Source organism: Streptomyces sp. NPDC050161 (assembly GCF_044460025.1).
GTDB lineage: Bacteria > Actinomycetota > Actinomycetes > Streptomycetales > Streptomycetaceae > Streptomyces.
This window is the reverse complement of the sequence record NZ_JBITJM010000015.1, coordinates 128,372-149,078: the sequence shown is the minus strand read 5'-3', so window position 1 is coordinate 149,078 and position 20,707 is coordinate 128,372. Positions and strand designations below refer to the sequence as shown.

The following is a 20,707-nucleotide window of genomic DNA, read 5'->3' as shown; positions in this document are numbered from 1 at the left end:
CCTTGTCTTGGTGGTTCATGCGGGCTGCCATGCCGATGGAACGAAGATCCATGCATTCCCTCACCACAGAGTTCCCCCTGTCCGAACACCATGCGGCCGACCGGCGCCGCCGTTGGCTGGGCGTCATCGTCATCTGCCTGGCACAACTGCTCGTCATCCTGGACGCCTCGATCATGAATATCGCGCTGCCGTCCGTGCAGCGCGCCCTGCACATCTCCGAGTCGACCCGCCAGTGGGGTGTGACCAGCTACATGCTGGCCTTCGGCGCACTGTTGCTGCTGGGCGGCCGGATCGCGGACAACGCCGGACGCAGGCGGGCCTTCGTCCTGGGCCTGGCCGGCTTCGCCGCCTGCTCCACGGTGGGCGGGCTCGCCGTGAACGGCCTGATGTTCTTCGTCATGCGGGCGGGCCAGGGAGCTTTCGCCGCTCTGCTCGTTCCGGCCGCACTGTCCCTGCTGTCCACCACCTTCAGCGACCCGTCCGACCGTGCCAAGGCGTTCGGCATCTATGGAGCGGCCTTCGGAGCGGGCTCCGCGATGGGTCTGATCGCGGGCGGCGCCCTGACCGAATTCGCGTCCTGGCGCTGGTGCATGGCCATCGCTGCGCCGTTCGCTTTGTGCGCTGCGGTGGCCGCCAGGCGCGTACTGGAGGAGAGCCGTACCGACGGCGCGCGCCGTTACGACCTGCCCGGCGCGCTGACCGCCGTGCTCGGCCTGGGCGTCCTGGTGTACGGGGTGACGGCCGCTCAGCAGCACGGCTGGAGCTCGGTGTGGGCGTGGGGCAGCTTCACGGTGGCACCGGTGCTGCTCGTGACGTTCGTACGGCTGCAGCGGCGCGGCAGCCACCCGTTGCTGCCGCTGCGGATCGTCACCGACCGACGGCGTGCCTCCGGGATGCTCGCGGCGGGGCTCGGCGGCCTGGCCGTCACCGGCATCTTCCTGCTGCTGAGCTACTACCTTCAGCGCAATCTGGGCATGTCCGCCCTGGTCACGGGGCTGGCCTTCCTGCCGTACTCGGCCGGGATGGCCGTCTCCGCCGCCCTCGGCGGACGCCTGCTGCCCCGTACCGGGCCGCTGCCCCTGATGACCGGCGGACTGGCGGTCTCCGCCGTGGGCGTGCTGCTGCTGGCGCGGGTGAACGGCGACGGTGACTACCTGACCGCTGTGCTGCCCGGTCTGCTGGTGCTCTGCACGGGCGTCGGGCCGATGTTCGCCGCGGCCTCGAACACCGCGCTGGACCGGGTGCCCGAGCGCGACAGCGGCACGTCAGGAGCGGTGTTCAACTCCGTCAACGAGATCGCCGGCGCCTTGGGGTCCGCGATCCTGGCCACGCTGGTCACCGCCGCCGGAACCGGCCCCTCGGCAGCCGTCCACGGCTACCGCACCGCGTTCGTGTTCAGCGCCGCCGCGCTCTCCGCCGGAGCGGTCGCGGTCGGCCTCCTGCTGCGCGAGCGGCGCACCGCCTAGCCGGACGCTCCCGAGCCGGCGCGCACGTAGCCCCTGCGCCGGCTCGGGGCGGGCCGGTACTCACCACACACGACGTCCCATCACCCCAACCGAAATGGCGAGGTCAGTCCGCGTCGGCGGGCTGCTGGCCTTCGCCGGCCATGAACTTCCAGACCAGCCCGTGGCCCAGGACGACCAGCAGGATCAGCAGAACCGCCTCGGCCTGGATCGGCTTCAGGCCGACGATGTCGGCGAGTTCGGGCCGCGCGCCCACCAAAGCGATCAAGGCGTAAAACAGGGCCGCCACCGTCTGCGTCAGGGGCAGGAACACGGACGAGCCGCTCCGGCCGCTGCGCCCGATCAGGCGCAGCGTCGACACACAGCCGATCACGGCGAACACCACGAAGCTGTACCGCCAGATCTCCGGGGTCTCGACACCGCCGACCTGCGCGAACAGGCCCATGAGCGCGGGGAGCAGGAACGAGATGTAGATACCACCGACGATGCGGCGCAGCGCCGGTTCGCGCAGCCACTCCTGGTGCCCCTGCACCACGTTCCACCAGAGGCCGACCAGCGTGAAGCAGGTGGCCGAGAAGAGTGCGTAGAACGTGCTGACATCCATAGGGCCTCCCACGTCACGAATCGCACGGCGCGTCCCTGGGACCGCCTTGAACGGCCACGGTCCCGGTGACGTGGACCCGTGCGGAGCGGTGCGAGCGTCCCACGACAACGCCGCCGCCCTGATGGACCGACACTCGCCACGCCCCCCAACGGACGCCGGGCCGGCCGCCGCGCCGAGGCGGTTGTGTCACCGGTGTGCGTCGCCCCGAGGGCGTTCCAGGGTGACACCGTCCACCGGGGTCAGCAGGCCGTGGGGGCCGTCGAAGGTGTAGTACGTGACCCGCATCCGGGTCCGGCCCTCGCGTGCGTCTCCGGGGTCGACGTCGAACGCCGCGAAGCCGTGAGTGTGTTCGCGGTCCTGGAACGCGCGCCAGGGCGCGTCCTCGATGAACCACAAGGGCTTGCGGTGGCGGCCCTCCTGCTCCTTCGTCAGGTCCACCACCACCCGGCCCTTCGCCTCCTGGAACAGGTCGTCCTGCGTGGTGGCGAAGTTCCCGCCGCCTCCGATGGTCAGGTGCACCGTGCCCCGGCCCGTGTCGGCCACATCGGTGCGGGTCTGCGTCGGCACGGGCGTACGGGCGTCATTGGGCAAGGTGCCGCGTACGGGCAGGGACCGCTCGTAGTAGTGCTCGTGGCCGCCGAGTACCAGGTCGACACCGTAGGCGTCGAAGAGCGGTCCCCAGGCGCTGCGCACCCCGAGGTCGCTGCCGGAACCGCTCCGGCTGCTGGAGATCATCGGATGGTGCATGCAGACCACGATCCAGTCGATCTCCCGACTGTGCCGGGCCGCCTTCAACTCGCGCTCCAGCCAACGGCGTTGGGTGCCTGCGGAGTAACCGCGTACGTAGGTGTCGCCGGTGTCCTGGATCGCCACGTCGTCGTTGGCGAGCGAGAGGAAGCGGACCGCGCCCACGGTGAAGGCGTACCAGAGCCCGCGGGTCTCCGGATCCGATGCCGCGCTCGATGCGGGCAGCGCGTAGTACGCCTGGTAGGCGGCGGTGCCGATGGGTCCGTTGCCGGCCTCGTTCTCGGCGTTGCCCACGCAGGGCATCCACGGGCGCAACCGGGTCGAACGGCTGTTGCTGATGAACCAGTCGGCCCACGTGGCGACGCGGTTCTCGTGGAACACACCGGCGGCCGACGCGTAGCACAGGTCGCCGTTGACCAGATTGAACAGCGGGCCCACGCGCTCGACCGCGGCCACGATGTCGGCGGAGGCGGCGGTGCCCGCCTGGCTGCTCGTGTACAGGGGGAAGCGGCCCGACGGTGACGGGGTACCGCTGCCCGCGGGCCAGTGCACGTCGCGGCGCAGGTTGGGGGCGCCCTGGTCACCGAAGCTGGTGAAGGTGAAGGCGGTGCGCCCGCGCGGGGCGGTGGTGAAGGACCCGGTGTCGGGGGCGGCCCCGGCGTGCCCGGCCGAGTAGAGGTAGGTGGTGTCCGGACGCAGGCCGGTGAGCCGGGCGTGGTGGACGTATACCTCCTCCTTCGACAGTGCGTCGCGGTAGGTCACGGTCTCCGCGTCGACGGCCGACCCCGCGCCGCCGTCGGGCGAGCCGAACCGGACCTGCGGCCTGCGGACGGACTGCGGGCTGATCCAGGACACCGTCATCTCCGTGGCGGGATCCGTACCGAACTGGAGATGCACCCCGCTCACCGCCGGTGTGCCGAGCCGGTGCGGCTGCCGCTGGAGCAGGGGCGTGGGCGTGCGCTCGCCCGGGACGGTTCCGTCGGCGGCATCCGCCGTCCTGGCGGGATCCGCCGTCGCCGGGGCCGGAGCCGCGGCGCCCGCCACGACGCCGGCGGCCACCGTCGAACTCCGGAGTACGGACCTGCGCGCGAGCGTCATGCGTGCCTCCTGCGTGAAGCCTCTTTCGAGGCGGGGAGCCGGGCGTCGGCAACTGTAGGCGTCCCGGCGCGCGGAATCACGAACTCCGGTCGGTCTGGCGGGAGTTGGTGCGTCGCATCGCGATATCCGACGCACCCCGCTTCGGTGGCGAGGACTTCCTTCTCCCAAGAGTGCGGACCGTCGAACGAGTAGGCTCCTGGTCCGCGCCGACGCCGCCCAACACCCCTTCACCGTATGGGTGATAAGCCACCGCTCCGTCGCGTCGGCCGTCTACTGTACGGACACGCCGCGCTGCTCAGCGCAGCCACCTGAGGAGGAATTCCATGTCATCGCCCTGCGACCCCCAGCACGCTCCCGTCGGTGATGTGGACGCAGCGCTCATGATGATCGACTCCCGGCTCAGAAGCATCCACGAAGGCAAGACCGGGACCGACCCCGAACAACAGGCGATGATCGACCAGTTCGCCGCGTCGCTGGGCCCCAAGGGAGCCAATGACGTGCTGGATGGCGCGTGCACGCTCATCTTCATGTTCATGACGTGGCTGCGGCAGGCCCATGAGGCCCAGGACAAGGACGTCATCGAGTACGTGGTGCCCAGCCTCGTGGCCACGATGCGCATGATGCCCAAGAGCATCCGCCCCGAGGCGGTCCCCACCATGGCCGGACTCGCTATCGCCGCGGGCACCGGCCTGAGCCCCAACCTGTGGCGCAAACAGTACGGAGGCTGGACCAAGGAGGAGATGAATCCCCTGGAAGCCACCGCCTTCCTGCTCGCCGAGCACATCAACCGCATCACCGACGACCCGAACTTCGCCACCCGCCTGATCACCGAAGCTCTGTCCAGCGCGGATGAAGACTGACGTACCGGGCGGCGGCCCCGGCCACTTGGCAGGCGAGGTGACCTCACCGGCGGACCTGGGCCGGCGGGCCGTCAACCAACCTCATCCGCGCCCCTCACGTCAGTGGTGGCCGCAGTCCTGCCCACACCGGCCCCACCACCGCTGCTGGGTGGCCTTCGCCGAAGTGGTGAGGAAGGGTGGCCGACCGTCGGCAGCACCGATAGCGTCAGCGCATGGATCAGGATGAACGGCTGCTGCACGCCTCGTCGTTCGGCGCGGCGGCGGTGGCATACGCCGAGCACCGTCCCGACTACGCGCAGGCCGCGGTGCGCTGGGCGCTCGATGCCGCGCCCGGCCCGCGCGTGCTCGACCTCGGCGCCGGAACCGGCAAACTGACCGCCACGCTGGTCGCGCTGGGTGCCGAAGTCATCGCGGTCGAGCCCGACCCGGCGATGCTGACCGAACTGCGCCGTTCGCTGCCGTCGGTCCGTGCCCTGTCGGGGAGCGCCGAGGCGATCCCGCTGCCGGACGCGTCCGTCGATGCCGTACTGGCCGGCAACGCCATGCACTGGTTCGACATGGCCGTCGCGGGATCCGAGATCGCCAGGGTCCTCGCACCCGGCGGCACCCTGGCCGGTCTGTGGAACGTCATGGACGACGGGGTCGAATGGGTTGCCGGGCTCGCGCGGATCAGCGGAAGCGCGGCCATCGGCCCGCGTGACACGCCGGCCAGTTGGCGCGCCGAGACGGCAGACATGCACCTTCCGAAGACTGGCGTGGCCGCCCGGTTCGGCTCGCCGGAACAGGCCGAATTCCCGCACGGGCAGCGCCGCAGCGCCGACTCCCTCGTCGCGACCATCGCGACGCGCGCGGGGGTGCTGGTCATGCCGGAACAGGAACAACAGGCCACGCTGAGCCGGATCCGCGCGTTCCTCGCAAGTGAACCGGAGACCGCCAATGGCGAGTTCACCCTCCCGATGCTGACCGGCGTGCTGCGCGTCCGAAGGCTGTGACGAAGGGCGCCTGACGATTGCCGGCGGACGGACAAGCGGACGGACAAGCGGACGGACAAGCGGACGGTGTGCCGGTACGGGAGTCTTGTACCGGCACACCGGGTGCGCGTGGGGCGTCCCTCAGCGGCGGGCCCGGGTGAGCGTGCCCTGAGGTGGACGCGGTGGCCGCCGCGTCCACCGCCACCGGGATCCGGGTCGTGCCGGCGTCGGCCGCTCAGTCGCGGACCGTCTCCGCTGAGCGCCGCCCGGCCAGCAGTTCCGCGGCGGCCCGGGTGTTCACCGCGCCCGCACCGTAGGTACGGATGGTGGCGCCGGTCGTCAGGGCGGTGTCATCGGGCATCCCGACCGCGATCAGGACGGCGTCGGGGCGCCCCGCCAGCAACTCGGCGACCAGCGCCGCGGCCTCCTCGGCGCGGTGCGCGTCCCGGACCGCCAGGACCAGCGGCGTGCCATCCGCCGCCGCCAGGATCGCCTTGGGTGATGCCTCGGCCGCGGTGGTACGGATCGTCCGGGCGAGCAGGCCGAGTTCGGCGAGCGGGGCGGCCAGCTCCCAGTGGGCGTCGCCCGCCACGGCGTTGCCCGCGGCGACCAGCTCGACCACGGTGGCCGGTCCTGGCAGTGCGACCGCGCCCTCGGCGCGGACCGCACGCCGTGCCGCCTCCAGGCCGGCCGAACGGTCCGCCGGGGCGGCCCAACGGCGCAGGTCCGCCACCCGCTGGGCCGCCGCCTCCAGGAGTTCGACGTCCAGCTCGCCCGTCCGTACCGCCGCCACCACGGCGTCCCGTACGTCGTGCCAGACGCGCTCGCCCTCGGCCGGCCCGAGCAGCAGCAGATCGGCCCCGGCCCGGAACGAGTCGACGGCTGCGCGGCCCAGTTCGGCCGCGGGCAGCGGACCGGCGATGGCGATGGCCGTGCCGATCACCACGCCCTCGAAGCCGAGTTCCTCCCGCAGGAGGCCGTGCAGCAGGGCGCGGCTCAGGTTGGCCGGGTGCTCCGCGTCCAGGGCGGGGAACAGGACGTTGGCGGCCATCACCGAGCGGACCCCGGCCTCGATGGCGGAGACGAACGGGGGCAGCTCGCGGCTGCGGAAGGTGTCCAGGTCGCAGTCGACGACGGCCAGGGCGTGGTGCGAGTCGACCACCGTCGCGCCGTGCCCGGGGAAGTGCTTGGCGCAGGCCGCCACCCCCGCCGCCTGGACGGCTCCGATGAAGGCCGCGCTGTGGGCGCCCACCAGCCGGGGGTCGGGGCCGAAGGAGCGGACCCCGATGACGGGGTTGTCCGGGTCGCTGTTGACGTCGACGGAGGGCGCGAGGCTGAGGTTGACCCCGGCCGCGCGCAGGTCGGCCGCCAGCGCGGCGGCGACCCGTGCGGTGCTGCCGAGGTCGTCCGCGACACCCAGCGCCAGGTTGCCCGGGTAGGAGCTGCCGTGGTCGGACTCCAGCCGGGTGACGTCGCCGCCCTCCTCGTCGACGCCGATCAGGGCGTCGGGGGCGGTCGCACGCAGGGCGCGGGCGCTGTGCAGGACCGCGTCGGCACTGCCGGCCCCGACGTCGCCGTCCGGCGCGCCGGGGAACAGTACGAAGCCCGGCAGACCTGCGTCCAGACCGGTGTGCGCCCAGTCGGGCGCGGTGCCGGCGGTGACCCCCGGGAGCAGGCAGGTGTTGACCAGACGGTCGAGTTCACTCATGGCTGTCGTGTCCCTTGTCGAAGCGGTCGGTGCGGTGGAGGAGGGTTGGTCAGTCCTGTGGGAAGAGCTCTTCGATGACCGCGGCCACACCGTCCTCGTCGTGACCGCCGATGACGTGGTCGACGTCCGACAGCACCGCGGGGTGGGCGTTGGCCATGCCGTACGAGGTGCCGGCCCAGGCCATCATGGGAAGGTCGTTGGGCATGTCGCCGAAGGCCACCGTCTCCGAGGCCGCCACCCCGTGCCGGGCGGCCAGCTCCGCGAGCGCGAAGGCCTTGCTGACGCCCTGCGCCACCGCCTCCACCAGCCGCTCGCCGTTGGAGTGGTAGACGGTGACCAGATGACCCACCGCGGGGTGCGCGAGCTCCACCAGTTCGTCGGCGGTCAGCTCGGGGTGCCGGCCGACCAGCTTCGGTGCGGGCCGGCCGAACAGGACGGCGTCGTCGGGGCGGATGACCGTGGTGTCGGAGTCCCAGTCGCCCGCCTCGTACCGGGCGTCGCCCGCCAACTCCTTGGCGTACTCCACCGCGAGGCCGATACCGGGGACGGCCGCCCGCAGCAGGGCGGCCACCTCGGTCAACGTCGGGACCGCGATGCCGTGTTCGGCGACGACCTCCTCGGTGTGCATGTCGTAGCTCAGGGCTCCGTTGGAGCAGATCGCCGTGCCGCGGTGGCCGAATGCCTCGGCGATCGGGCCCATCAGCCGCGGTGGCCGCCCCGTGACGAGGACGAACTGCGCGCCGGCCTTCTCGATCCGTTCGAAGGCGGCGACCGTACGGGCCGAGATGGTGCGGTCGCTGCGGACGATGGTGCCGTCGAGGTCGGTGGCGACCAGCAGCGGTGAAGCAGAGCTCATGTGGTGTGTTCTCTCCTGTCAGCGAGGGTCAGGTGATGGTCAGGCGGATGGGGTTGTCGGGGTCCGGGGACGGCGTGGCCGGACGCGGGCGGCGTTCGGGCTCAGCCTGCGCGGAGTTCATCGGACACCTCCCGCAGTTCGCGGGCCGTTCGGGAGAGCGGGAAGCGGGCCGCGTTGCGGTAACCGGCCGCTCGCACCTCGTCGAGGGCTTCGGGCGTACGGGCCAACCGGTCCACACAGGACGCGAAGGCGCGTGCCGAGCCGTCGCCGTCGGCGGCCTGTGCCGACCCCTTCAGCACCTCGGCCAGCCCGGGGACCGGCTGGTAGAGCACCGGGAGGCCGCAGGCCTGCGCCTCGACGGCGACCAGGCCGAATGCCTCCAGCCGGCTGGAGGGGACGACCAGCAGATCGTGCTCGGCGAAGCTCTGCCACAGATGGGGCCGGTCGAGCCAGCCGAGGTAGCGGACCGCGGACAGGTCGGCGGTCTGCGCCAGCGCGTGGAACTCGGCCGGTGGCGCGGCCACGCTGAGGCTCGCGCCCTCGATCGCGGCCAGCCGCGCCAGCAGCTCAGCGGCGGCCTTCTCACTGGTGAGGCGCCCCGCGTAGAGCACCCGGAGCTGTCCGGTCGTCCGTGGTACGCGCTTCGGCGGCGCGGTCAGGAGGTGATCGGGGATGCCCCAGGGGATCCGGGTGATGCGGTCCGGCTTGACGGGGGTCAGGGTACGCAGCCGGTCGGCCATCGCCCCGGTCGGGACGACGATCCGGCCGGCGGTCGCCGCCGCGTCCCGCAGCACCGCCCGCTGGGTGGGATGGTCGGCGGCGAACAGCAGGTCGGTGCCGTGCACCAGGGCGAGCTGCGGCAGCTCGGGGAAGGCGCGCAGCAGGGCGGGGGTGGCGCCGAACGCGAGGTGCTGGAGGTGCACCACCTCGTGGTCGCCGCCGCCGAACCGCTCGCGGATGGCCGCGGTCAGATCGTCCACGTACGTCCAGAACGCCGGCCCGCTCAGCTGCTTGCCCGGCACGTCGAGCAGCTGCGGTCCGTGTCCGGGGTCGCGGGGCACGACCGGGCCCGGTTTCCGGGGGTCCGCGGTGAGCATGAAGGTGTCGGCGGGGACGAGGGGTTCGGGCCCGAGGTAGAGGTCCCAGAGCAGCTCGACGCTGCCGCCGGGGCTGCCGATGGGGAGGTCGAGTCCGGTGAGCGTCGTCATGAGAGTTCCTGGTACAGCCGGGAGATGTCGATCCCCTGGGTCCGGGTGTATTTACGCCCCTGGCGCTGGTAACTCAGGCTCGATCCGAGTGCGCTCAGGAAGACGATCTTTCCGAAGGTCATGCCGGGGTAGACCCGGACCGGCCGGACGACCTGGATCTCCAGCGTCCAGGCGATCGCGTGTCCCTGATGGCCCAGCGGCGCGGAGACATGCACCCAGATACCGAGCGCACCGACGGTGTGATCGCCGTTGATGAACTGGGCATAACGTTCGGATCCGGTCCGTTCCCGGGTGACCCCCAGGTACAGCTCGCCCGGTTCCAGCACCATCCCCGACGCGGGGATGGTCAGCTCCTCGTACGCGGTGGGCCGGGCGGCGTCCAGTTCCCCCACGCACCGGCGGATCCGGTCGCCGAGGCACCAGTCGTAGGCGTTGGGGGAGACCCGCTCCGGGTCGAAGGGCTCGATCACGATGTCCCCGCAGGCGACGGCGGCGGTGATGGCCTCGCGGGTCAGGATCACGGCGCCCCCACCCGGTCGCGCCAGTACCGGGACTCCTGCGGACCCGCCGCCTTCTGGTACTTGCCCTCGTAGAGCTCGACCTCGCCCAGAGAGGCGAAGAACATGATCTGGCCGATCTTCATCTCGGCGTAGACCCGCAGTGGCCGGACCGGCGACAGCATCAGTGTCCACTGCCCGTGGAAGCCGATGTCGCCGATCGGTGCGGTGATCTCCACGAAGAGGCCGAGCCGGCCGACCGAGGAGCGGCCGAAGAGGAGCGGTACGTAGCTGTCCGAGCCGACCTGCTCCACGGTGTGGCCCAGGTAGAGCTGGCCGGGCTGGAGGACGAAGCCCTCCGGTGGAATCAGGAGGGAACGGGTCGGGTTGGCCTGGTAGGTGTCGATGGTCTGGTCGGTGTAGCAGAGCAGCGTCTCGCCCAAGCGGACGTTGTAGCTGTTCGGGTTCACCTGGTCGGCACTGAACGGCGAGATGCCGATCCGGCCGTCGGCCACCGCCTCGGTGATCTCCGGTCCTGTCAGAATCATGGGTGCGTATCCCGTGTTCGTCGGTGCGGTCGCAGGTCAGCCCTGCGCCCGGACCGCGTCGAAGTCGTAGTCGACCCGGTGCTCGATCCCCAACTCCCGCACCATCCGGTGCACGGTGGAGAAGTCGTTCATCATCAGCTCGTTGCCGGGGAGTTTGCGGGTGTCCTCGATGATCTCCTCGGCGTGCCGGATCCCGCTGAACTCCAGGAGCCTCGGCCACAGTTCCCAGTCCTCCGCGCCGAACGCGGTGATCGCGTCGGGCATCATCCGGACCAGGAAGTCGCGCTGTTCCGCGGTGAACTTCGGGAAGATCTCGCGCATCAGCTCCGCCAGCACCGGCCCGTGCGCGGCCTCGTCGCGCGCGTGGAGCCGGGCGATCAGGTTGTGCATGGGCTGGATCCCCTTGCCGCGGGCGAGCAGGTCGAGGAAGCCGTTGATGCTGATCTCGCCGACCGCCGTCCACAGCAGGTAGAGCAGGTCCTTCTGCCACGGCTCGCTGTGCTTGTCCGTCAGCGCGTACAGGCGCCGGTTGGTGACCGGCTGGCCGTAGTCGGGCTCGGCGCCGAGCTGGCGGGCCTCCCGGGTGCGCTGCATGGCGGCCATGTGCATATAGGTGTGCCAGACCTCGTCCACATGGGACTGCTGCACGACCTCCTTGACCTCGTAGCGGTCGACTCCGGGGAACACCCCGTGGGCGAGCTTCGTGAAGGTCGGGTTGGCGACGAACTCCTCGGCGGCGATGACCCGTTCGTTGTACGAGATCCACGCCATCGTGTTCACCTGCCGGCGCTGTTCATCGGACGCGGCCAGAAAATGCGGGTGTTCGGCGAACGGGAGCAGTTCGAGGGGGTAGTCGAGCAGTTCGGGGTCGTAGCCGCCCGGGTCGGTGACCGCCGCCATGTCGGTACGGATCGTCGCCCGGCGCGGCCAGGCGTCGGCCAGCCGGCGCAGGGTGCTGCGGCCGACGCTCGGCTGGGCCAACAGCTCGGAGTCGAGGGTCTCGGGGGTGGGGTCCGGGGAGTCGGTAAACGGGGCGTGCGTGGTCATCGGTTGCCTCTCGTTCGGACGCGGACGTATCGGTCTGTCAGCGGATGGGCCGCCTGGGGTTGACGGGCTGGAGGCGACGGGCAGGCGGGGGCGCGAGGGTCGCGCGAAGGGCGATCGGCCCCAGCAGGACGACGGTGAGGGCCATCGCCATCGGCAGCAGCATCGCGGAGCCGAGCGAAGTGGCCCCGGCGATCAGGCCGATGACGGCGGGTCCGGCGAGGTTGCCGCCGTAGGCGAGGGTCGAGACCCAGGCCAGACCGCGGCCGACCGAGCCCTCGTTGGCGGCGAGGCTGCTGAAGACCGCGGGTACCACGGTGGCCAGGCCCGCGCCCGCGACCGCCCAGCCGACGAACGCGAAGCCCAGCCGGCCGGTGGACAGGTGGGGCGCCAGCAGTACCAGCGCGTAGCCGAGTACGGAGATGGCTCCCGCCCACGCGATGCCGCGCACGGGACCGAGGCGCCGGCGGAGCCCGTCGCTGGTCAGCCGGGTGACGGTGAGCGCGGCGGCGAAGGCCGTGTACGCCAGCGGGGCGGTGGCCGAGTCGGCCCCCAGCTCCTGACGGGCGTGCAGGGCCGCCCAGTCGTAGCCGGCGCCCTCGCTGAGGAAGGCGGCCATGGCGGTGAGCCCGAGCAGCAGGATCAGACCGGCGCGCAGCGGCACGGGCTCGGTCGCCTCGGCCGTCCGCTCGGCCTCGGCAGCCGGCGATGGGCCCCCGGCCGGCGTCTCGGCGGCCGTACGCTCCGGTCGCAGCAGCGCCCGGCCTGGCAGCAGGGACAGTGCCGCGACCACCAGCGCGCCGCAGGCCACCAGGGCCTGACCGCTGCCGTGCAGATGCAGGCCGAGGGCGATCACGCCACTGCCGGCCACGCCACCCAGGCTCCACAATCCGTGGAAGGAGGACAGAATCGGCCGGCCGAAGCGCTGTTCGACCTCGATGGCCTGTGCGTTCATGGCCACGTCCAGGACGCCGAGACCGGCGCCGAGCAGGAACGCGGTCACCAGCAGCAGCCCGAATCCGGGGGCGAGCGCCGGACCGACGACGGTCAGGGCCGCGAGCGGTCCGCTGATGCGCAGCAGGCGCCGGCTGGTCCAGCGGTCGGACAGGCGCCCGGCCGCGGGCATCGCGACGATCGAGCCGATGCCGACCACCAGCAGCGCCAGGCCCAGTTGGTGGGCGCTGAGCTGGAGACGTTCGTCGACACCCGGCAGGGAGGCGCTCCAGAGCGAACGTGCGACCCCGCAGAGCGCGAAGACGCCGAGAGTGGCGATCCGAGCCCGCTTCGCCTCCCGGTGCCGTTGCTCCGGGTGAAGGCCATCCGTCGTGCGTAAGGAAGGTCCACTGGGCATCTGCTGCACCCCCGCCAGTTAGTAAACGTTACTAACTGACGGTAGGTTCCGTGATGCCGCGCCGTTGTGTCAAGGGACTCCCGTGGGGTGGGAGTTGACCCGTATGACGCGAGGGACAGTCGGTCTCGTAAAAACCGTGTGTGCACCACAGGTAATTTGACTCTGCGTCACCTCACCGGAGCGACAAGCCCGTTGGGCCGCCCGTGCCCTCGCCATCCGAAGGAGCCCCGATGACCGGATCCGCCGCCGACGGCCACCGCCCGGCCGGCGACCCCCGGACCGCAGACACCGCCGCGGCTTGCGTGTTCTGCGACATCCTCGCCGGCCGGCTCGCGGCGGCGGTCGTCTACGAGGACGCCAGGACCATGGCGTTTCTCGACATCACCGCGGTCACCGATGGCCACACGCTGGTGATCCCCAGACGGCATGCCGCGGACCTGTGGGAGATCGACGAGGAGGACGCCGTGGCCGTGATGCGTACCGTCCACATGATGGCGGCGCGTATCCGTGAGGTGATCGATCCGGCCGGGCTCACACTGTTTCAGGCCAATCGGCCGTCCGGTTGGCAGGACGTGTTCCACCTGCACGTTCACCTGGTGCCCCGCGCGGAGGGGGACCGGCTCCACCGGCCGTGGGTGGCGCAGCCGGTCGAATTGTCCTTGCTGGAACCCACGCGGCGCCGGCTGGCCTGCTGACCGCGCCGCCGATCCCGCCCGGCGCCCCCGAGGCCGACGAGCCGCCAATCTCCTTTGAACAACGGTTGGTTGACAGTCGGGACACCGGCGGGTTTCTATCAGGAAACCTTCCTGACTGGAGGGGGCACGTCAGACCGCACCCGACGGGGAAGGACTGTATGCGCTACTCCGGAATCTCCTGGACCGCCACCGGCTTCGATGTCTCGGTCCTCGACCAGGACGGCGTCCCGGTCGAGCCGGCCGTTCACTTCCCCGCAGGCCAGGTGGCAGAGGTCACCGCGTACCTGCTGGACCGTCAGCGCGCCTACGAGGCGGCGGGCGAGCACCTCGTGAACGTCATCGAGAGCACCAACGGGATGCTCGACGGCGGGCTGATGAGCGCGGGCCTGCGGATGTACCGGGCCGATCCCTGGGTCCTGCCGGACCGGCCCGCGTTCGGCTCGGTACCGGCCGGCCAACTGGCCCTGGCCGCGGTCCGCGACCTGACCGCCCTGGACCACCTGCACATCGAGACCGGCACCCTGACGGGGCGTACCGAGCAACTCAACGCAGGCATCACCGAGAGCGCCGACGCCACCGAGGCCCTGAGCCGGGCCGGCCGCTGCCTGAGCCACGGCTCACGCCAGCGACCGGTGGTCGCGCTGACCTTCGACGACGGCCCCAACCCCCCGTACACCGGCCGGATCCTGGATGTCCTGGACCGCTACGGCGTGCCCGCGACCTTCTTCTGCGTCGGCCTGCACGCCCTCGCCCACCACGAGGAACTGTCCCGGATGGCCGACGCGGGCCACCAGGTCGCCAACCACACCTGGTCCCACCCCTTCCTTCCCGACCTCACCCGGGGCGAGCTGCGCGCACAGCTCGAACGCACCGACGAGGCCATCGGGACGGCTCTGGGCACCGACGGCCCCCGGATGTTCCGGCCGCCGTACGGCTCCCGCACACCCGAGGTCCTGTCCTGGCTCGCCGAGGGCGACAACCCGGTGGCGCTCTGGGACGTCGACACGATGGACTGGGCGCTGCCAGGCGCCCCGACCATCACCCACCTCGTCCTGGAACGGGCCGCGCCGGGCTCTGTGATCCTGCTGCACGACGGCGGCGGGGACCGTTCACAGACCACGGAGGCGCTGCCCGCGATGATCGAGGGCCTGCTCGAACGCGGCTACGGCTTCGTCCGAGCGGAGGAGCTCATGACCGCCGCGACCCCCTGACCGGCCGCCTCACCCCGTCGACCGCGGCGCGGACGGGCCCACCGGTCCGCGCCTGCCGGACCACGTGCCCGTCGACGCCGCCACCCGTACGTGATCACCTTCCGCCGGCTCCTCGGCCACCTTCGCGACGTCGGAGGCCGATTCACGGCTTGCCGCAATGCCGCGGCACAGCCACCCACGCCTCGAAAACCTGCGCGCGGAGATCGCGGCCTGACGCGACGCCAACGCCCGAGAACGATCGACGGGTGATGGCGATCCCGCGCAACGGGCCACGCCGGGTTTCCGGGCGCGCTCGTGCAGCCATGGAATCTCCCTGACGTCGGCGCGATATTCGGGTCGGTGCTCTCCGAATGAGGTGGGGACGAGATTGGCGAAAAGACCTGCGTCAGTGAAGGCTGCATTGGGGATGCATTCGCCCGCGCAGATGCGCACACGTGGTATGAGCTGGAGGATGCTGTGCCGAATGCAGACGCCGTTGAAGAACGGCCGTCCGTCTCCCGGGCGCTGGAGGGCCGACACGTCTTGGTGACGGGAGGTTCCCGCGGCGTGGGTGAGCAAATTGTGCGGTCACTCCTGTCACAGGGCGCGCTGGTCTCGACGTGCGGCCGTCAGGAGGCCGACCTGGACAGGCTGAACGCTTCGGTCCAGGAGGACGGGCACCCAGCTCTGTTCACCCGGCCCTTGGACGTGGTGGACGGGGAGGCCCTGGGCAGCTTTGTCGATGCCGCGGTCGCCGCTCGGGGGGCACTCCACGGCGTGGTTGCCTGCGCCGGCGGCGGCGTCGGGCGGGGCCTGCTGGAGGCGTCGGCGCAGGACTGGACGTCCACATGGGAGCTGAATGCGGGACATGCCGCACGCCTCACGGCCGCTGCCGTGCCCCACTTCCGCGCGGCGGGAGGCGGATCGGTGGTGGTGATCGCCTCGATCTCCGGGTGGAAGCCCGGACCTCAAGCTCAGTACGGCGCAGCAAAGGCGGCACAAATCCACATGGTCGGTTCACTGGCCCGTGAGTTGGGGCCGGACGGCATCCGTGTGAATGCGGTTTCCCCGGGGTCGATGCTGATCGCCGGCAAGATGTGGGACCGGATGCGCACCGAGGATCCCGCCGCTTACGAGCGCTTTCTCGATGAGCTTCCTGCGCGGACCTTGGTCTCACCGGTCGAGGTGGCCGAGGCGGTCGCCTTCCTCCTGTCCGACCACGCAAGCGGAATCTCCGGAGCCAACGTGCCGGTCGACCGGGCCCAGAATGCCCCTACCCCTTACGGGTATTGAGCGGATCCAAGGCAGCCACACCCAGCAGCGGCTCTGCGACTTGGCCACCGACAGCGCGACGTACCGCCTCGGCTCCGGCCGCCGGCCTGCTTCCTGACGCTTTCCAACTGGGCGCTCGGCAACGCGTTTCACGCTGCGCCCCACTACATATCCGACGATCCCCGGTCAGCAAAACCGGGGATTCTCCGGACCGTTGAATTCGTTCGCACTGACTGCTTGGCGGCGCATTGGAGGGTGTCCCACGTGGCAAGTTTCGCGAGCTTCTTGTAGCAGGTCAGGGCGGCGGCCACGGCCCGGCCTCGGCTCTGCCGGTCGTTGCGGACCACGTACGGGATCTTGAGGCCACAAGCAGCCCATGGCAGGCTCATGCCGCATGATCGATGAATTCGCGAAGGACAACCTGCACGGGAGACTGCGGCGGGACCGCGAGGCGCTGCTCTGGAAACTCGACGGCTTGTCCGAATACGACGCCCGCCGGCCTTTGACGGCGACCGGGACCAACCTCCTCGGCCTGGTCAAACACGTGGCCACCGTCGAGGCCAGATACTTCGGCGAGGTCTTCGACCGCCCTTCCCCGGAACCGCTGCCCCGGTGGCAGGACTCCGACGGCAGCGATCAGTGGGCGACCGAGGACGAGACCCGCGATCAGATCGTCGGGTTCTACCGGCGCACGTGGGAACACTCGGACGCGACGATCAACGAGCTTCCCCTCGACGCCCCCGGCCACGTGCCGTGGTGGCCGGAGCCTTGTCCCAACACGAACCTGTTCGCCGTCATGGTCCATGTCCTCGGCGAGTCCATCCGGCATACCGGGCACGCCGACATCCTGCGCGAGGGCCTCGACGGCCGGACCGGGGTGCGCGCCGAACATGAGAAGCAGATCGACGAGGAAGCCCGTGCAGCCCACCGCGCGAAGATCGAGCAGGCCGCCAGGTCGGCCGCACCCATCAAGGCTTAGAGGCTGTCTCACGTGACGTGACGCCCGTGCGGCACGCTGCCGGTCGTCGGCGCTGATCCGTCGAAGCATTTGGTTCCTGATGGACTCCGGGAGTCGCCCGCCACCGCGCATCGCCGCTTCACGGTATGGACCGAGGCCGGCCTGTGGCGTCGGCCGCACCGGGCGGTGCTGGACGAACCCGGGGCCCGCGGCGAGGTGGACCGAACCTCGGCGATCGTCGACGCGGCCTCCGTTCGCGCCAAAGGGGGGATCGCTGACCGGGCCGAACCCGGTCGATCGCGGCAAGAAGGGCAAGTCCGCATCAGAGATGTGTCGCCAGCGGGATGGTGACCTGCTTCAGCCAGGCTCCCTCGGCGAAGTCGCGGGCCTTCACCAGGACGCGGTCGCGGAACACCTCCACCTGGAGCCCCTGGTTGAACGCGCCGGGAACGCTCACCTCGCCGCCCTTGCCGTCGTCCGTGTAACCCGTCGATATCGCGCCCGTGTTGATCACGGAGAAGCCGTCGATGTTGGCGGTGCCGGGCACGACACGACGCACGTGCCAGTCGGAAAGGCCGAGGTCCCAGTGGGTGTGGCCGCAGAAGAGGAAGACGTCGCGGTAGCGGCCGAGGATCGCGAGGAGCCGGTCCGCCTGCAGGTAGTCACGGGAGTACAGCTTGTTGTGGCTGCCGGAGACGGTGTTGGGCAGCGGATGATGGGTGATCACCATGACCGGCTTGCGGTGGCGCGCCCAGTGGCGCAGCCGGTCTTCCAGCCAGCTGAACTGAGCGTCGCTCAGCCACACTTCGTCCCAGAGCTTCGGGTCGTGGTAATGCATGTACTTTTCGGTGCCCAGGCTCAGTACGGGGATACCGCCGAAGGAATGCTCGGCATAAACGGTATTGCGGCCGGCAAAGTGGTAGAAGCTGCGGAACAGGGAATCCTCGGTGGTGCCGTTGGGCCAGGTTTCCTGCGCAAGTGTCTGCGGGTCGAGCCACTTGGGCACGTAGAACTCGTGATTGCCGATCGCCCAGGCCACCGTTTTCGGCAGGGTGTGTTTGGCGAACTCGGCCCTTACGGCTGCGTATTCGGCGTCGTATCCGCGCGGCGTGATGTCACCCGCGATCGCCAAGCCCGCGCTGTCCGGGTTGGTCTCGCGCGTGTCCTTCAGCGCCACGTTCAAGTCCTGGAGGTCACCCTGGATGTCGCTGATGACATTGAACCGGGCGACCGGCCTACCTCTGCGGCCGGGCACCGGCTGGGCGGCATACGCCGACGGGTGTGAGACGGCGCCGAGCGCCACCGCGCCCGCGGCGGTGCCCAGGAGAGATCTGCGATCCATGAGTGGTTCCTTCGCTGCGGCATTGCCCGAGTGAGAGCGACTGGTAGAGGGGCACGTCCTTGGACCTGCCCCGCAATGAGTAACCGACTGACCTGGATCGCACTGTGGCCGGAAATGGCAAACGGATGAACAGAGTCCGACGGTCCTGCTCGGACGATCAGCCCTAGGTCCTGCGACTTCATTGGGCTCATGTCTTCTGAAGGTTGTTCAGCGGGAACCGAAGGCTGTTACCCGGTTTGGCTCGTGGTGTGGCCTTGGGTTCCCGCTGATGCTCGGACGTGCGTGTCGGAGGTCCAGGGGTGCGACGCGCTCAGAAGCGAGGCTGAGTACCGAGGTCTTCCAGGAGGCCGCGGATACGCCGTTGGATCTCGTCGCGAATGGGGCGTACGGCGTCGACACCCTGGCCTGCTGGGTCATCGAGCTTCCAGTCCAGGTACGTCTTCCCCGGGAAGACGGGGCAGGTGTCGCCGCAGCCCATGGTGATCACCACGTCGGACGCTCGTACCGCTTCCACGGTCAGAACCTTCGGTGTCTCGGCGGATACGTCGATGCCGATCTCCGCCATCGCCTCAACGGCGGCCGGGTTCACGGTGTCGGCGGGTACGGAACCGGCGGAGCGGACCTCGACCCGGCCCTCGGAGAGGTGGGTGAGGAAGGCGGCGGCCATCTGCGAGCGGCCGGCGTTGTGGACGCACACGAACAGCACGGACGGCTTGGACTCAGACACGGGCGGAGCCTTCCGGGGAGACGGTCGGTCCGGCCGTCGGTGCGGGCTGGGGGAAGAACCGGCGGGCGGCCAGGGCGACGTAGACCAGGCCGATGAGGACCGGGACCTCGATGAGGGGGCCGACGACTCCGGCGAGGGCTTGGCCGGAGGTGGCGCCGAAGGTGGCGATGGCGACGGCGATGGCGAGTTCAAAGTTGTTGCCCGCTGCGGTGAACGCCAGCGTCGTCGCCTTCGGGTAGTCCAGTCCGACCGCGCGGCCGACGGCCATGGACCCGGCCCACATCAGGGCGAAGTACACCAGCAGGGGCAGCGCGATCCGGGCGACGTCGAGAGGCTTGGAGGTGATGGCGTCGCCCTGGAGGGCGAAGAGCACGACGATGGTGAACAGCAGGCCCCACAGGGCGAACGGTCCGATCCGCGGGATCAGCTTCGTCTCGTACCAGGTGCGGCCCCTGGTCTTCTCGCCCAGCCGGCGGGTGAGGAACCCGGCCAGCAGCGGGATGCCGAGGAAGATCAGTACGGAGCGGGCGATCTCCCACACCGATACGTCCAGCGTGGTCTGCTCCAGGCCGAGCCAGCCGGGCAGCACGGACAGGTAGAACCAGCCCAGTGCGGCGAAGGCGATCACCTGGAACACGGAGTTGAGGGCGACGAGGACGGCGGCGGCTTCGCGGTCGCCGCAGGCGAGGTCGTTCCAGATGATGACCATGGCGATGCAGCGGGCGAGGCCGACGATGATCAGGCCGGTGCGGTACTCGGGCAGGTCCGGCAGGAAGACCCAGGCGAGGGCGAACATCAGGGCCGGGCCGATGATCCAGTTGAGGACCAGGGACGGGATGAGCAGGCGGCGGTCGCGGGTGACGGTGTCGAGGCGGTCGTAGCGGACCTTGGCCAGGACCGGGTACATCATCACGAGCAGGCCGAGCGCGATCGGCAGCGAGACGCCGGTGACGGTCACCTTCGCCAGCGCGTCACCGAGCCCCGGCACGAGGCGGCCCAGCCCGAGGCCGGCGGCCATCGCGATCAGAATCCACACGGCGAGGAAGCGGTCCAGGAACGACAGTTGCCCGGCCACCGGCCGCGCAGCCGAGGCGGCGGCTTCCGGGTTCACGAGGCGGCTCCGGCGGGCGTGGTCTCGGCCGGCGGTTGTCCGGCGGGGCGGGTGAGAATCGCGGCGAGTCGGTCGGTCATCTGCGGAAGCAAGCGGTAGTACACCCACGTTCCGCGCCGCTCGGAGTCGATGAGTCCGGCCTGCTTCAGCAGCTTCAGGTGGTGGGAGATCGTCGGCTGCGACAGTTCGAAGGCCGGGGTGAGGTCGCAGACGCAGACTTCCCCGCCCGCCCGGGAAGCGATCATCGACAGCAGTCGCAGCCGCACCGGGTCGCCCAGCGCCTTGAACACCTTCGCCAGATCGGCGCACTGGTCCTCGTCCAGCGGGGCGGTCAGCAGCGCGGGACGGCACCCCCCGACACCGTCCTGGCCGAGCACCACAAGCTCTTGTTTCGACATCCTTCTATGTTGACGTTCTTCAATCCAAGACGCAAGCTTGCATCGACAGACATCAATGC

General features: G+C 70.4%; 20 protein-coding genes. 7 read left to right on the top strand and 13 right to left on the bottom strand.

Annotated elements, in window-relative coordinates; all coding sequences use genetic code 11:
* Positions 1-50 precede the first annotated feature (50 nt).
* Complete coding sequence (locus ACIBK8_RS24180; RefSeq protein WP_399043919.1) at positions 51-1,466, top strand: MFS transporter; 1,416 nt, start codon at positions 51-53, stop codon at positions 1,464-1,466.
* A gap of 103 nt (positions 1,467-1,569) precedes the next feature.
* On the opposite strand, the gene ACIBK8_RS24175 is transcribed toward ACIBK8_RS24180, so the two are convergent.
* Together ACIBK8_RS24175 and ACIBK8_RS24170 are read right to left on the bottom strand one after the other, a co-directional pair.
* Complete coding sequence (locus tag ACIBK8_RS24175) at positions 1,570-2,067, bottom strand: hypothetical protein (RefSeq protein ID WP_399043918.1); 498 nt, start codon at positions 2,065-2,067, stop codon at positions 1,570-1,572.
* Between the two features lie 186 nt (positions 2,068-2,253).
* Positions 2,254-3,912: a purple acid phosphatase family protein gene (locus tag ACIBK8_RS24170; protein WP_399043917.1), complete on the bottom strand. Its 1,659-nt coding sequence runs from the start codon at positions 3,910-3,912 to the stop codon at positions 2,254-2,256.
* 323 nt (positions 3,913-4,235) lie between these two features.
* Here ACIBK8_RS24170 and ACIBK8_RS24165 point away from each other — a divergent pair, with 323 nt between their 5' ends.
* Positions 4,236-4,772, top strand: a complete 537-nt coding sequence (locus ACIBK8_RS24165; protein ID WP_399043916.1) for a hypothetical protein — start codon at positions 4,236-4,238, stop codon at positions 4,770-4,772.
* 212 nt (positions 4,773-4,984) lie between these two features.
* Positions 4,985-5,764 (top strand): class I SAM-dependent methyltransferase, encoded by a 780-nt coding sequence (locus ACIBK8_RS24160; RefSeq protein WP_399043915.1) that lies wholly within the window; start codon positions 4,985-4,987, stop codon positions 5,762-5,764.
* 214 nt (positions 5,765-5,978) lie between these two features.
* Here ACIBK8_RS24160 and ACIBK8_RS24155 read toward each other — a convergent pair whose 3' ends face one another.
* From ACIBK8_RS24155 to ACIBK8_RS24125, 7 genes are all read right to left on the bottom strand, one after another.
* Positions 5,979-7,451 carry a glycoside hydrolase family 3 N-terminal domain-containing protein gene (locus ACIBK8_RS24155; RefSeq protein WP_399043914.1) on the bottom strand — a complete coding sequence of 491 codons (1,473 nt, stop codon included), beginning with the start codon at positions 7,449-7,451 and terminating at the stop codon, positions 5,979-5,981.
* A 49-nt stretch (positions 7,452-7,500) separates the two neighbouring features.
* The gene (locus tag ACIBK8_RS24150; protein WP_399043913.1) at positions 7,501-8,307 is read right to left on the bottom strand and encodes an HAD family hydrolase; all 807 of its coding nucleotides are present in this window, start codon (positions 8,305-8,307) and stop codon (positions 7,501-7,503) included.
* Positions 8,308-8,408: 101 nt separating this feature from the next.
* Positions 8,409-9,515, bottom strand: a complete 1,107-nt coding sequence (locus ACIBK8_RS24145; RefSeq protein ID WP_399043912.1) for a glycosyltransferase family 4 protein — start codon at positions 9,513-9,515, stop codon at positions 8,409-8,411.
* Positions 9,512-10,036 (bottom strand): dCTP deaminase domain-containing protein, encoded by a 525-nt coding sequence (locus ACIBK8_RS24140; protein ID WP_399043911.1) that lies wholly within the window; start codon positions 10,034-10,036, stop codon positions 9,512-9,514. Before ACIBK8_RS24140 ends, ACIBK8_RS24145 begins: the two co-directional genes overlap by 4 nt.
* A complete protein-coding gene (gene dcd, locus ACIBK8_RS24135; protein WP_399043910.1) occupies positions 10,033-10,560 on the bottom strand; it encodes a dCTP deaminase in 528 nt (175 codons plus the stop codon). The genes ACIBK8_RS24140 and dcd overlap by 4 nt, the downstream gene beginning before the upstream one ends.
* Positions 10,561-10,596: 36 nt before the next feature.
* A complete protein-coding gene (locus tag ACIBK8_RS24130) occupies positions 10,597-11,607 on the bottom strand; it encodes a diiron oxygenase (protein ID WP_399043909.1) in 1,011 nt (336 codons plus the stop codon).
* Between the two features lie 37 nt (positions 11,608-11,644).
* Entirely contained in the window at positions 11,645-12,955 is a 1,311-nt protein-coding gene (locus ACIBK8_RS24125; protein WP_399043908.1) for an MFS transporter, read from the bottom strand.
* A gap of 230 nt (positions 12,956-13,185) precedes the next feature.
* Here ACIBK8_RS24125 and ACIBK8_RS24120 point away from each other — a divergent pair, with 230 nt between their 5' ends.
* The 4 genes from ACIBK8_RS24120 (at position 13,186) to ACIBK8_RS24105 (ending at position 17,091) form a co-directional block, all read left to right on the top strand.
* Entirely contained in the window at positions 13,186-13,650 is a 465-nt protein-coding gene (locus ACIBK8_RS24120) for an HIT family protein (RefSeq protein WP_399043907.1), read from the top strand.
* 158 nt (positions 13,651-13,808) lie between these two features.
* Positions 13,809-14,861, top strand: a complete 1,053-nt coding sequence (locus tag ACIBK8_RS24115) for a polysaccharide deacetylase family protein (RefSeq protein ID WP_399043906.1) — start codon at positions 13,809-13,811, stop codon at positions 14,859-14,861.
* 456 nt (positions 14,862-15,317) lie between these two features.
* A complete protein-coding gene (locus ACIBK8_RS24110; RefSeq protein ID WP_399043905.1) occupies positions 15,318-16,133 on the top strand; it encodes an SDR family NAD(P)-dependent oxidoreductase in 816 nt (271 codons plus the stop codon).
* A gap of 373 nt (positions 16,134-16,506) precedes the next feature.
* A complete protein-coding gene (locus ACIBK8_RS24105; protein ID WP_399043904.1) occupies positions 16,507-17,091 on the top strand; it encodes a DinB family protein in 585 nt (194 codons plus the stop codon).
* 301 nt (positions 17,092-17,392) lie between these two features.
* On the opposite strand, the gene ACIBK8_RS24100 is transcribed toward ACIBK8_RS24105, so the two are convergent.
* The 4 genes from ACIBK8_RS24100 to ACIBK8_RS24085 all read right to left on the bottom strand — a co-directional run bounded on the left by ACIBK8_RS24100 (position 17,393) and on the right by ACIBK8_RS24085 (position 20,648).
* The gene (locus ACIBK8_RS24100) at positions 17,393-18,412 is read right to left on the bottom strand and encodes a metallophosphoesterase family protein (RefSeq protein WP_399043903.1); all 1,020 of its coding nucleotides are present in this window, start codon (positions 18,410-18,412) and stop codon (positions 17,393-17,395) included.
* A 310-nt stretch (positions 18,413-18,722) separates the two neighbouring features.
* Positions 18,723-19,139 (bottom strand): arsenate reductase ArsC, encoded by a 417-nt coding sequence (locus tag ACIBK8_RS24095; protein ID WP_399043902.1) that lies wholly within the window; start codon positions 19,137-19,139, stop codon positions 18,723-18,725.
* Entirely contained in the window at positions 19,132-20,250 is a 1,119-nt protein-coding gene (gene arsB / locus ACIBK8_RS24090; RefSeq protein WP_399043901.1) for an ACR3 family arsenite efflux transporter, read from the bottom strand. Before arsB ends, ACIBK8_RS24095 begins: the two co-directional genes overlap by 8 nt.
* Entirely contained in the window at positions 20,247-20,648 is a 402-nt protein-coding gene (locus ACIBK8_RS24085) for an ArsR/SmtB family transcription factor (protein ID WP_399043900.1), read from the bottom strand. Before ACIBK8_RS24085 ends, arsB begins: the two co-directional genes overlap by 4 nt.
* Between the last annotated feature and the right edge of the window lie 59 nt (positions 20,649-20,707).